This is a genomic window from Pseudoalteromonas sp. PAST1 (assembly GCF_021532515.1).
Classification (GTDB): domain Bacteria; phylum Pseudomonadota; class Gammaproteobacteria; order Enterobacterales; family Alteromonadaceae; genus Pseudoalteromonas; species Pseudoalteromonas simplex.
The window spans coordinates 1-12716 of record NZ_JAKGBH010000078.1; the positions used below are offsets into that span (position 1 = coordinate 1).

At 39.8% G+C, this 12716-nt stretch carries 10 protein-coding genes and 3 pseudogenes; 5 read left to right on the top strand and 8 right to left on the bottom strand.

Going from position 1 to position 12716, the window contains the following annotated elements; translation table 11 throughout:
• Nucleotides 1-553 precede the first annotated feature (553 nt).
• The 3 genes and pseudogenes from L1272_RS21665 to L1272_RS21675 form a co-directional block, all read right to left on the bottom strand.
• Nucleotides 554-1351: a hypothetical protein gene (locus L1272_RS21665; RefSeq protein WP_235374260.1), complete on the bottom strand. Its 798-nt coding sequence runs from the start codon at nucleotides 1349-1351 to the stop codon at nucleotides 554-556.
• Nucleotides 1352-1435: 84 nt separating this feature from the next.
• The gene (locus tag L1272_RS21670; protein WP_036973973.1) at nucleotides 1436-1651 is read right to left on the bottom strand and encodes a hypothetical protein; all 216 of its coding nucleotides are present in this window, start codon (nucleotides 1649-1651) and stop codon (nucleotides 1436-1438) included.
• A gap of 438 nt (nucleotides 1652-2089) precedes the next feature.
• Nucleotides 2090-3316, bottom strand: a pseudogene (locus L1272_RS21675) (RNA-guided endonuclease InsQ/TnpB family protein).
• A gap of 222 nt (nucleotides 3317-3538) precedes the next feature.
• Between L1272_RS21675 and tnpA the strand changes: the two are divergent.
• The 4 genes from tnpA (at nucleotide 3539) to L1272_RS21690 (ending at nucleotide 8164) form a co-directional block, all read left to right on the top strand.
• Nucleotides 3539-3748, top strand: coding sequence for an IS200/IS605 family transposase (gene tnpA / locus L1272_RS23325; protein WP_442961851.1), 210 nt, complete (start codon nucleotides 3539-3541; stop codon nucleotides 3746-3748).
• Between the two features lie 343 nt (nucleotides 3749-4091).
• Complete coding sequence (locus L1272_RS21680; RefSeq protein WP_036973974.1) at nucleotides 4092-4826, top strand: DsbC family protein; 735 nt, start codon at nucleotides 4092-4094, stop codon at nucleotides 4824-4826.
• A 6-nt stretch (nucleotides 4827-4832) separates the two neighbouring features.
• Nucleotides 4833-5552, top strand: a complete 720-nt coding sequence (locus L1272_RS21685; RefSeq protein WP_051501974.1) for a TraV family lipoprotein — start codon at nucleotides 4833-4835, stop codon at nucleotides 5550-5552.
• A 14-nt stretch (nucleotides 5553-5566) separates the two neighbouring features.
• Nucleotides 5567-8164: a TraC family protein gene (locus L1272_RS21690; protein WP_235374261.1), complete on the top strand. Its 2598-nt coding sequence runs from the start codon at nucleotides 5567-5569 to the stop codon at nucleotides 8162-8164.
• A gap of 277 nt (nucleotides 8165-8441) precedes the next feature.
• Here the strand turns inward: L1272_RS21690 and L1272_RS21695 are convergent, their stop codons facing one another.
• The 5 genes and pseudogenes from L1272_RS21695 to L1272_RS21715 form a co-directional block, all read right to left on the bottom strand.
• Nucleotides 8442-9323 carry an NAD-dependent epimerase/dehydratase family protein gene (locus L1272_RS21695; protein WP_235374262.1) on the bottom strand — a complete coding sequence of 294 codons (882 nt, stop codon included), beginning with the start codon at nucleotides 9321-9323 and terminating at the stop codon, nucleotides 8442-8444.
• Between the two features lie 132 nt (nucleotides 9324-9455).
• Nucleotides 9456-9857 (bottom strand): hypothetical protein, encoded by a 402-nt coding sequence (locus L1272_RS21700; RefSeq protein WP_235374263.1) that lies wholly within the window; start codon nucleotides 9855-9857, stop codon nucleotides 9456-9458.
• 330 nt (nucleotides 9858-10187) lie between these two features.
• Nucleotides 10188-11278: pseudogene (locus tag L1272_RS21705) on the bottom strand (IS91 family transposase).
• Nucleotides 11275-11418: pseudogene (locus L1272_RS21710) on the bottom strand (tyrosine-type recombinase/integrase); the annotation flags it as partial. The pseudogenes L1272_RS21710 and L1272_RS21705, both read right to left, overlap by 4 nt.
• Before the next feature lie 34 nt (nucleotides 11419-11452).
• Complete coding sequence (locus tag L1272_RS21715) at nucleotides 11453-12109, bottom strand: tyrosine-type recombinase/integrase (RefSeq protein ID WP_235374265.1); 657 nt, start codon at nucleotides 12107-12109, stop codon at nucleotides 11453-11455.
• A gap of 142 nt (nucleotides 12110-12251) precedes the next feature.
• Between L1272_RS21715 and L1272_RS21720 the strand changes: the two genes are divergently transcribed.
• The gene (locus L1272_RS21720; protein WP_075594540.1) at nucleotides 12252-12551 is read left to right on the top strand and encodes a hypothetical protein; all 300 of its coding nucleotides are present in this window, start codon (nucleotides 12252-12254) and stop codon (nucleotides 12549-12551) included.
• The last annotated feature ends 165 nt before the right edge of the window (nucleotides 12552-12716 follow it).

A 12716-nucleotide genomic window follows, 5' to 3' on the forward strand; every position in this document is an offset into this window, starting at 1 on the left:
CGGCGCGAGTTTGGATGTAATTAAGCAGTACATTGAAAATCAAAACACACCGCCAAGTGAAAGAGCCGTAAAAACTTCACGCGCTTTAAGTCAGAAAAAAGACTAGTTACCTCTTGCTTGACTCGCCTTTGAAAGGGTGAGATTGCGCAAGCCTAATGTTCAATTTTGGGTATGGTATCCACCCTTTTCCTTGCTCAATCTGTTTCCAAATAGCTAAAGGCCTAAATGGTGCTGCTCCGATACCATCCAAAGACCACCGAAAAGATAAAAGCACGGCATGTACTTCACTAAAGTAGTAATTAAGGTTCTGAGGGTTTAGTAAGGCTTCTGTATACATTTCTAAAAAAAGCTTTCTTTATTTTAGGGGGTAGAGTTACATCGTTTTGAATACACTGAACACCTTCATGCTCAGCTTCTCTACCCTGCTCTACTAAAGATTTGAAACGCTCTGAATGAGAAATGCTTTCTTGTGTTAGCTGGCAGGCGTACCTTACAATTTTATCTAAATGCTTAGGCTTTAAAGTATTCGGTTGCAAAGCAACACGATTGTACCCTACAGTATCAAACGCCCGAGCGTGGAGCGCTCGCTCATGTTAGAGCTAATTCTAAATAGCCAATCTCTTAGCCTTAATGTATTTTCTACACCAAGCACTTCCCAACGTTTCAACTTTGCAAGGTTAGTAGCTGTTTTATCTTGCTTTGAAACGATAGTACAAATAGAACACCCGTAGCGTGCTTTGCCATTGTAACCTGCCCCACCACTTTGACCTGTAGCAATTTCGCAAGTCTCACTTGTACCATTACCGTATATCTCGATTAAAAGACCAAAGTTTGATAAGAAACCTGGTATGTCATAGCAAGATCTTTGTAGTGGTTTTGAACCAGCCAAGCTGAGCAAAAGAAATACATCATCAGTCTCCCAGTCACGAATTGGAGCATAATTGTAGACTTTTGAGTTTCCAATAGACTGTGATGTCATTGAGTTCATTAAATCTTCTGCAGACTTACCTTTTAGATTGTGTCGCTCCATATTCTTTGACCTACGCGAAGACTCTTTTTCCCTAGAACCTAAGCAAGAAATAATTGGTGAACTGGCATAATAGCCATACTTCTTTGAGTGCCTAATAGACTCTACAAGAGAGTTAACAAAGTGTTCGTTTGGGTTAACCTTTAAAATTACTGAGCAATCACCGGAGCGAGTTGGTGTTGCTGGAATTTTCTGGCCACCAACGTACCTAATGAAGAATTCATTGTTCAATGAAGGTTGGACTAATTTAAACTGAATATTGATACCTACAGACTTAGCATATTCAAGCATTCTCTTACTGGCATAGTTAACAAACATTTGCATAGGTATCGCTTCTGCTTTTGTATTAACTGTCGATACGATCAATGGGCGTTCTGGTTCAATGGTTTTTGCTGCAATAGCTTGACGTTAAGCCTCCATCACAATTAGCAGTGTAACTGTCGAGTCTTTCCCAAACGAACATAAAGAAGTAATTATTGCTCGCTCATTTTCAATTAGAGCTCTTATATCAGCTACAGATGAAGAAAAGGCTTGAGCAACTAATTTCTCTCTACTTACTTGGTTAACTGTTCCAACAACAACGCTATCAATGATGTCTATTGGATTAACTTTGAAAACACTCACTTCACACTCCAACTTAAATTTTGTAACTATGGTCACATAGGATATAGAACGTGCTTTGATTGAAATGATAACTAAATATTCTCCACGATTATTTTTAAAAAAAAGTCATACAGAACAATAACTAAAATATATTTACACTTAATTATTCAAGGTGAATTCGCCAAAATATAAACTCGAAAAATCATAAAGCCAACCTCAATCAATTATAAAAAACCTTAAATATTCGCCAGCCACAAAAAAACAAAAAAAACCATACTATCAAATAGTTACATAATGCTAACTCAAATTATTCAGGGTGAATTCGCCACTTATTCGAGGTTAATTATTTCAAAAGTGCGCGTTATGGAATCGGACTTACTATGGTCTTAATCGAAACGTGAACTACCCAGCGACATCGATTCACTCTGATCACAGGGCTTCTACAGTCTAGCTTAACAGCTAGGCAGCTTCTTTTTTCTCAGATCCAAAATCCAACTTCGATAATTCAAAGACTTTCGTTTTAACAGATTGTTTCTGCTGAGATGCGGGTGTTACCCTTGCGACGATTCCAGCCGCAATTATATCTAATTCACCTGTACTAGCTATGCTTTTAGCTGCAGCTAGATCGCGGCTTTGATACGCTCCGCAAGCCGCACAAGTAAAACGCCTATCATTCAATGTTAAAACATGGCGTTGCCCGCACTCCGAACAAATTCCAGTGGATTTTTCAAAACGACCTATTTCATGATAGAGCTTGCCTTCTAGCTCAGCTTTGTACTTTGAAAGCTGAGTGATCAAACCCATCACGTTATCTGCAACCATACTACCATTGAACTTTTGCATCGCTTTTACGTTTAAATCTTCGAACACTAAAATATCATTTTCATTGGTTATCTGTCGTGAAGTTTTGTGCGCAAAGTCCAGCCTTTGCCTTGAGATTTTACCGTGTAATTTATTGATGCGTTGTTTTGTTTTTTGCCAGCGATTTGAACCTTTGGTTCGACGTGCAAGCTGGCGTTACAATTGATTTAACTTCTCTATTGCTTGCTTTAAAAACTTCGGGTTGTCGGCCACGAAACCGTTCGAACCAACCACCGTTTGCTTTGAGTTGATGTCAAAGCCAGTGATAGTTTCCAAAACTTGTTTAGCCGTTTTGCATTCCACTTCCTGAGTGATACTGCATTCCCATTTTCCGTGACGATATTGAACAGTGACGGTCTTAATTTTGCTCACTAGCTCACGATGCAGAACGATTGGCACTTTGCCGACCTTCGGAATACTGATAGCGCCATTTTCGATTCGAATGCAATTGGAATTATTGACGGCTCGAAACGAGTCGTTGTGAAGTTTTTTCTTTTTGTATGAGACTTTATGCTTTGGAAAGCGCTGCAAACGAACCTTTGAAAAAGCATTCTTAACAGCAGTTTCTAAATCGCGAGCAACCTGCTGAGCCGCTGCTGAATCAAAAGATTTAATCCACGCAAACTCTTCGAAAGGCTTTAATTCCTTAAGAAGCGAGGCCATTTCTTTGTAAAACAAGAACGTCTTATCGTACTCATATCGACGCATATTTTCAGACAACAACAGATTCCAAATGCCACGCGCTGTCGCACCAAACTCAATAAGCTTAGCTTCTTGCTCTGGCGTAGGATTTAGCCTGTAGTTGTATCTGAGCGTCTTTTTCATATACTGTATAGACTACTGTATAAGGTCGAGTTGTCAAGTTGGAATATGAAACTAAATCTCACTGCAAATATATAATTGCACTTCATTTAATTCTGGTAGTTAAGTACAGAAAACCTTTACTAAACGGAAATCTGGGTGAGTTTGTTAAGAAAACGGTTTTCGATGTTTCTCTATCTTCTGACTTTAGGATCGAAGGTTGAGATAGACAAAGATCACATTCATATGCTGATTACAATCGGCACTCGATATTCAGTAAGCCAGCACGCAAGGAGGATTAAGCAAGCCACAACCGCTAAAATCTGGAAATCATTTCCTTATCTGAAAAACCAATTTTGGAAAGAGAAAACATTTTGGTCTGATGGATACTTTGTGTGTTCTGTAGGAAATGCTAGTGCAGAGATAATACGAAAATATATTCAAGAGAAGGGGTGACACCGATTCATCCCCGCGACATCACTTCGCTCTGATCACGGGGTTTTCTCGGTGAATTTTCGATAAACTTTATTCGTTAAGGTTGGTATATATCAACCTTAACCCTAGATCAGTATTTTACCAACCTAAGGCTTTATCATGCCTAAAACTAAGTATTTAGAGCTTTGAGTATCCTAAATTCACCTTAATTTGTTGATTAAACAAGCATATCAACCATCGAGTTAGTAAAATTCTGTTTTGTCCAAATCCATGAAAAAAAGTAAAAATCAGTAATTAATCCCCCCTTTTCACTCTATAGCCAAGATTACAATGACATGTATGTCAATTTAAAGAGTAAGTCACAATGTCACTAAAGAAAACAATTACGGCTATTGGTCTATTAGCAACTGTAAGTCTTTTAAGCGTATCTTCAATGGCGAAATCAATTAATCCGAAAGAATTAAAACAAACTCTTTCTCAAAAAGGTGATATCGAAGGTATTCAAGAACTCCCTGTTGAAAACTTAATGCTGGTTAAGACTAAATCAGGACAAACATATTTTGTATCTAAGAATGGCCGCTTTGTATTTCAAGGGCAGTTAATTGATACATGGTTTAGACGAACTATTGATGAATTGAGCGAAGCAAGAAATGCTCACCGTGTCCCTCTTGAAAAAATGGGCGTAAAACTAGATGAGCTTGCAACACTATCATTTGGCAACCAAGACATACCCAAGCAAGCAACAATATTCGTTGACCCTAATTGCGGATACTGCCACGCCCTGTTCAATAAAATTCAGCAATCTCCAGAAAAGTACAATGTCGACTTTGTACTAACAGCGATGCTGGGCAGCCAATCTTTACTTGAGTCTAAACGCCTAAATTGCGCTGTTGATAAATCTAAAGCTGTCATCGACCTTATGAACAAGACAAAACTAGCAACAGAAATGAGAGAAGACTGCGATGCCAAGGCTGTTCAAAAAGCACCTATCGTTATGGGATTGCTTGAGGCTAGAGGGACCCCATTCCTAGTTCGTGAAGATGGTTTAACCTTTAATGGGCTACCAAGCGATTTTGATGCATGGCTTGAGATGGAGTAACTAGCAATGAAACAAATCTTTAAAATCAGCTCAATTCTAGCCATAGCCTCATTATTTTCTGGGTGTTCAGCATTTACGATTGGTGAAGAGGAATTTTCATGTGCAGGTAAACCAGAACTTGGTCTCTGTAAAGGGCCGATGGAGGTTTATGAGTTAACCAACAATCAAGACCACCTTGAGCACATGATGACTGCAGAATATGCAAAAAACGAAGGTGAAAAAAAGTCAAATTCAGAAGGAAACCAAAAAATCATTTACGTTAATAGTGAAGGGGAAGACATCACATACGTATATGAACCAAGAAGTTTGCGAAGACAAAACGCACAGGATTATGACAAAGCCAACATTGTTGGTATCGCTAGCAATGACACAATGTCATATTCGAAACAATCACACGATGAGTTAGATGACTTAAGAACTTTCAATTACGTTCCAAATGATATCGCGCCAGAGCCTCTCGCTGTTCTAGAAGAAGCTAAAGCAATGCGTATTTATGTTGCTGCTTGGGAAGATAAGTCTGGAGATTTGAATATTCCAGGCTTCGTTTATGTTGAATTACAACCAAGACGCTGGGTAACAGGCCATCAAGCTCAAATGCGCCCAAGTCGAGTATTACCATTTCAAACAATAAAGAAAAGCAAAGTAACAAGCCAAAGAAAAGAAACTATGGCCAAAGGTATCGATCCGTTGAGCATTTCTAGACCTCAGCCTGAGGCTAATAAGTAAAATAGGTGTATAGCATGCTGAATAAAATCCAAGAAGCTATCGAAAAGATATTGAATCCAGATATCGAAGAAACCCAGCAGAATTTTGCTGGCCCCCTTTGGCGAAGCACCATTGAAGATCAGCAAAAGCTTCTCGGAGGTAATAAAGCCGCAGAATTAAACTGTGTAATGGAATATATTAAAGAATATCAAATGTTCTTAATGGAAGGGGGATACATTGGATTTGTTATCGCCTGCCAACCAACTAACGGGGTAAACAACGAAATAAGAACAGCCTACGAAGGCTTTCTATCTGATGAGTTTCCTCACAACACATTAATTCAACTAAGCCTAGCTGCTTTACCACGAATAGATGGCTTTCTAAATGGTTACAGGCAACTACGAGGGAAGCGGATTGGTGGTGAAGACGGTGAGCTTGCTGATGCAATGAGCGAATCAGTAATTAATTATTACTCTAAAGCAAGAAAAGAGTCTCTTGATAAAAAATCAGGTATCCGGCCAAGAGATTTTGAACATTGGATCACAGTAAAAATCCCAGTTAAAAACTTTATCCCTTCCGATAAAGAGCTCAAAGAGTTCCTAGAGATAAAAGATAGAACATATTCAATATTCGAAGGGTTAGGCTTAGCCCCATTGATTTTAAATGATGAAGAATGGCTTTCAAGAATGCAGACTTTCTTCAATCACTCACCTAATGCGCTTTGGCGAGATAAAGTAAAAATCAACAAGCTTGTCCCACTTGGTGCGCAAATATTAGAGCAGGGCGGAATAATTAACCGTGATGAATATGGTCTAGAATTTTCATCTTTAGATGAGAAGTCAAATGGATTTGCTTCAGTCATGACCCTCAAGCAAACACCCGATTACTTGAACTACGGTGATATTATAAACCTGCTAGGTGATTGGCGTTTTGGCAAGCGAACGGTTGCTTGGAACCCATATTTAATGACGCTTAACGTACAGTTACCAAGTATTCATTCGGCAAATGAAGAATTTGAGCGCCGTAACAAATGGCTAAAAAAACAAGCAAAAGGAAAAATGCTGGAGTGGGTTTCAACCTTAAAAGACCAGGCACAAGATTATTTTGCAATCGAAGATGAACTGAAAAACTCAAGATTATGTAAAATTAGCCTTGATTTAATAATCCTTGGTGAAAGTAAGAAAGAAACATTCACTGCGACTAGGAAGCTGCAGGCATTCTTCAAACGTAAAGAGTATAAGTTCAACATAGAAACAATTTTGGCGCCTAGCACTTTCTTAAACGCTTTACCTCTTGGACTTGATGATGAATATATAAAATTATCAGACCGGTTTGATGAATGGACGGCAAAAGGGGCTGTATTTTTATTACCACATAGCGCGAGTTGGAAAGGAAACACTTCACGGCCAATTCTAGAGTTTGTCACGCGCTTTGGGCAAATATTCGGTTTAGACATATTTGAAACAGATGGTTCCTTTAATGCACTTATTTGCGCTCGCTCTGGAGCTGGTAAGTCATTTTTCAATAATAAGCTAATCACTTCATATCTAGGCTCTGGTGTTAAAAGCCGGCTTGATGTGGGCAGCGATACTGACGGCGCTCAAGTGTTTGTTATTGACAAAGGCCGCTCATATGAAAACTTAGCAAGCCAGTATAAGAATGCTCAATTCATTGACTTCAATGAGAACATGAAGTTTTCACTTGATCCATTTGCAAATATTGACGACTTTTATGGCAAAGAAGGTCAAGCAGCAATGGTTCATTCCTTGCTGAAAGCAATGGCATCAGAATCAGGTGATTTAAGTGATTATCAATCTACAGAAATGCTTACAGTACTCACTGAGCTTTGGAACCTTAAAGGGAAAAGTTCATCAATCACAGACTTTTCTGAGCTGTGTGAAAAGCACCAAGATGTTGAAATAAAGAGGATAGGGCGCCAACTAAAACCATGGTGTGAAGGCGGAATTTTTGGAGACTTTTTTGGTAAGAAATACCCACCAATAAACTTCAAATCACGATTAATCGTTTGTGAGATGGATGAACTATCCTCGCAACCTCACTTATCACAATGTGTTCTGATGAGCCTTATCAACGCAGCTCAACATGCAATGTTTTTATCAGGCAACAAACAAAGAAAACTTTTCATTCTCGATGAAGCTTGGGAATACCTTAAAGACAAGCCGGGTAAAATCAATTATCTAGCCGAGTTCCTTGAAACTGGTTGGCGTCGATTCAGGAAAACACGTGCAGCTGGCATTTGTATCACACAGAGCTTACTTGATGCTTACCAAAGCCAAGCAGGGATGGCCATTGTTAACAATAGTCCATGGAAGTTTATGTTGGCCCAGGAACCGGAAGCCGTTGATAAACTCAAAGAGTTAAAAGCGTATGATGGTACAGATCAAGACTATGATTTAATGAAAAGCGTTCATACTGATAAGGGCCATTACTCAGAAATCTTAGTGAGATACGGGCAATCGAGGGAAATAGTTAAGCTTTTTGTAGATAAAGAAACTCAACTAGTTTACTCAACAGATCCAGATGACAGGGAGTTAGTAGATAAGTTTAAGTCTCAAGGTTATTCAATTAAAGAAGCTCTAGAGCTTGCAAATAAAGAGAAGGGTAGGGGGTAGTTACCTTTCTACATACACGTATATTGAAATAGTCTTAGCTTGCTCTTTCTGGTTGGACTAACACTGGTTGGACTAATACACTGGTTGGACTAATAGAACTTAATTAAATCTGACAGTCAATTGTGCACTAATTGCTGACCGTGGTACTAAAAAGTTTCTGGACAGAAACACGTTAGAGTATTTATTCGGTAACGCCGCATTAAGGTGTGAGCGACGCTTGGCTATACTCGAGCGAAGCGAAAACGCCAAGCGTTGCGAATCACTCTTAAATGCTTTGTTAGCTGCGTTTTGAAACTGGCAAAACTTCTGCCGTTTCTGTATCGAGCATTTCTAAAACACTCTCAAAGCCATGTTTTGGCAACCAGCCTAACTTGTTCTGCGCTAACGATGAGTCATATACACGATCCAAAGTTTCGGGTAATTGCCACCCTCTTTGTCTAAAGGCAGAAGCTATCTCCGGACACCTTTGTGCGAGAACTGAGCTTGCATCGTTATACAAAGCTTCGCAATCCAAAGGGTTAAAAGGTGTTGCACCCGAGATGATAAACCGATTAAAACCACTTAAACGTTTTTCTACTGCACATAAATGAGCATTTGCTACATCACGAGCATCGATACCACGAGTTAAGCGAAACACAGCCATTAAGTCCGCGGGCTCTGGAAAACACCTAGACATTTGTAACACTGTCACCGGAAGATTGAACAGATTTGAAATTTCTTTAAGTTTGATTTCAGCTGCAATTTTGCTTTTGTGATAAATCGATTTCGGTTGAGGAATAGTTTGCTCGTTCACCCAGCCAGTAACACCTTTAGGTGTTGAAGCATAACCGTACAACGCTGTTGTACTGGTAAAAATGAAATGCTTGACGCCTGCTTTTATACCGGCCAAAGCCAGTTTCTCGGTTGCGTCTACGTTGATAGATTGAAACTCTGAATCAGGCAATAAGCCAACATGAGGAGCATGAAGGGCTGCTGTATGAATAATTACGTCGATATTTTCAAGAGCTTCATTGAGCAGCGCACTATCACGAATATCACAAATGTAATCAGCCGTTGAACAAGGTGTTTTATCAAAGCCAACTACGTCATGTGTTCGCATTAACTTGATATAGATTGCACGCCCCACTCTACCCGCTGAGCCTGTTACCAATATTCTCATTTACTACACCTTACTAATTATTGACTTCAAAGCAGCTAACGCCCCACTTATGGGCACAAATACGCAGGCTATAATACGTAGCGAAGCGAAGGGAGCCTGCGTATTTGTGTCCCAACGAGCGCCAGCGAGTGACTACAGTGGTTTGTTAGAAGACGATGTTTCTACTACCTTTGGTTGCTCAAAAGCTAAAACCGAAACACACTCGTTTAAACCAATAATTAGGTATTCCCTCGGATGATATAGCTTACCCGTAATGAAGTGTTCTCTAGTGTTTTCCAGTGCATTCCAGCCACCGTCGATTACTTCAAAACACCAACCAGTTTTTAAGTTACATTCACTCCAAAACTCGCCTAAATCACCTTCATCAAGCACTCTAAAACCATAAATAGCATCGAAATGAACTTTTATACTCCAACTCTTCGATTTAACAGCAATGTTTAAGCATTCTATGTCGAATGTAATTCTGTGAATGTCTACTGTAGAGTCTGATTCGAAATCAGTCTCTACTTTTACAACCTTAGGCTCATAAATCACCGCTAGTCTTCTAACATTTTAGTATTTATGCGACACGCAGTTTGTGTTGCATAATCGCTTGTTGGACTGAGGCGCTATCTGCTCGGTATGTCAGAGTTGGTGCTATTTATGCTATGGGAATTTGCTTTTTAGAGGCTCTAGCTAAATCAGCTAGTTTAATAAGCTTACCTATTATAATTTAAGCTTTCCCTGCATTGCTCAGCGTTTATTATCTATTTATTAAACCGAATGTTTAACCGTTAAGCAAGGATGTTTTTCTTACGCGCAGCCGCGACTAGCCTGAACAGTTAAGCAGGTTAACTCATTGATTTGATGCAGCAAGCAAGGCTACTAACTCGTTCGCGCTATTTTATTTGTCGCCATGTCTGAATTCATCACGCCAATAAATCGTAAGATACCCACTTTACATGACTGGCAAGGCCAATACGTTATTAGTCGTTCTTGCTCACCTTCGGCTTCACCGCTTTGAATGGGGTTGCTGATGCTTGAGCCTTTATTAACCCTAACTTTCGCTTACGGCACGCATTAGCTAAAAAGCCATAGTGGCGAATACGCATAAACCCTTTCGGCAATACATGTTGTAAGTAGCGCCGTAAAAAATCATCACAACTCAGTGTCATGACTTTATCGCGGTTGTTATCTGCATAGTCGCGATATTTAAAGCTCACTGACTGCTCATTCGCTGACACGAACCGCGATTCTGACATCACGCCTTTTCGGGTGTAACGCGCAAGGTAGCTCACGAGCTTTTCACTGTACGTTAAACAGGCTTTGCTATACACACACCACTTTGTTGGGGTGTATATCTTCGCGAATGAACTATCGCATTCATTGAGTTCCGCTAGCATTTTACCCCTAAAGACTGTTGATAACGCTTTTACGGGGTATAAATAGCCTTTTTCTATTTCATGCCAGTGCGCTTTATTTAGCGCCCCTGCGGGTATCAAACAATGCAAGTGGATATGCTGACTTAAGTTATGCCCCCACGTATGCAGTACGCTTGTCATGCCTAACTGACCATGCTTTTTCCGTTTCGCAAATTTACTTAGCGTTTGCCATGTCGCTTTAAATAAACACTGATATAACGCATTTGGGTTATAGTGAGCAATGATATTCAACTCATGAGGGAGCGTAAAAACAAGATGAAAATACCGACACGGTAATAAATCTTCCTGCTGTTTTTGCACCCATTTAGCCGTGGCCATGCCTTGGCAACGCGGGCAATGACGGTCTTGACAACTACACCCAATTTTTTGCGACTCCCCACAGTTATCACATTGCCATGCTTGATAACCGAGCTGACCTGTTCTACATGATTGCAGGTGCTGACAGACTCGCAGTTGTTGATAGCTCATCGTATGATGCTGCCGATAATGCTCAAGATTTGAATTTAAAATATCAGCGAAATGCAAAGCGCTCATTGTTTAGCCCAACCTGCAAGCAGATCAATGCCGCCATGACCTAACTCTGGTAACCAATGTAAATAACTTTGTGTGGTTTTAATATCACTATGCCCAAGCTGATGTTGCAGTTGATGAAGTGGCATACCTGATTCAAGTTGGTGTGTTGCATAAGCATGGCGTAGTGCATGTGGATTACAGTGTTTTAAACCACAACGCTTGTGCGTGTTTTCTCAATGGCTTCCTAAAGGTCGATGCTGACATCGGTTTATCCATTAACAATCGCGAGTAAAACATCCAACCCGTTGGGTGATACATTTTCCAGTAACAACGTAATTGATTTAGTACGCTATCTGAAACTACAACATAACGTGATTTATCCCCTTTACCTTGTTCAATCAATATGGTTTTTCGCTGTCCATCAATGTTTTGCACTTTAATATGTAGCAGCTCACCAATGCGTAAGCCACAGCCATAGCAAACTACTATTAACGTTTTTAATCGCATATCCGTACAGCTTTCTATCAGTCTTCGCATATCATCACGCGACAAATAGGTGGGTGCGTGCGACTTTGCTTTTGGCAGTGCAATATCTAAATTCAATGGCCGGTGTAAAATATGTTTAAACAAGAACCAAATGCTGTTTATCTGTACTTTTTGGCTTGATCTAGAAAGTTTGCGAATGGCAGGATCGTTAAAAAAGATATTCAACTCATCATCTGTGACTAAGTCGAGCGGTTTATTAAAGTAATGACTGAGTTTTAGTAAATGTTCACTGTAGCTTTTACATGTACTTTGCGAATAACCTCGATAGGCTATTTCAGTTTTGACTTGTTCAATGAGTGTATTCATGACTTACCTCCAAGTTATGGGATAACCCCAAGGTAAGTGTGGCTCAAATGATAAGAATAGGATCTCCGCGTAGCGGCTTAGTTCAACAGCTTATTAGTGAGACCTTGCAAGGTATGCTACCTTGTAAGGTAGGAGATTACCTATGTATAGACAAACTAATAAAGCTTCAAAAAATTATTTTAAATCATACACTAATCGAAAACTTGATATAGAACAAGAAAGCTTTGTAGAGCCACAAAACATTCCTGAACTAAGAAGAATAATCGAAATCACCGATAACGATAGTGGTGAACCCATTACTCATAAACTTGAACAGTATAAAACTGATCGGATCGATTGTTATAAAGTTTTAGTCGACGGGAAGCTTTGGGAAAAGCGTATTGGTTGGAGCAACATCTTGGCAAGAATTAGAAAAGCCCTCCCTAGATTAGCTAGGGAGTGAGTGTCCGTACTTCGCCCAAAGCCACCATCAGAGCATTCACGTTAACTCGTTTTGGGGCGTGCGACGTGAAGTCGTATGAAGCGCTGTTCACCGCTTAATGAGTGAACCATCTGTATCACCAGATGATCCTAGGAGCCTGAATAAAGTAGCGGCTCTGACAATGTA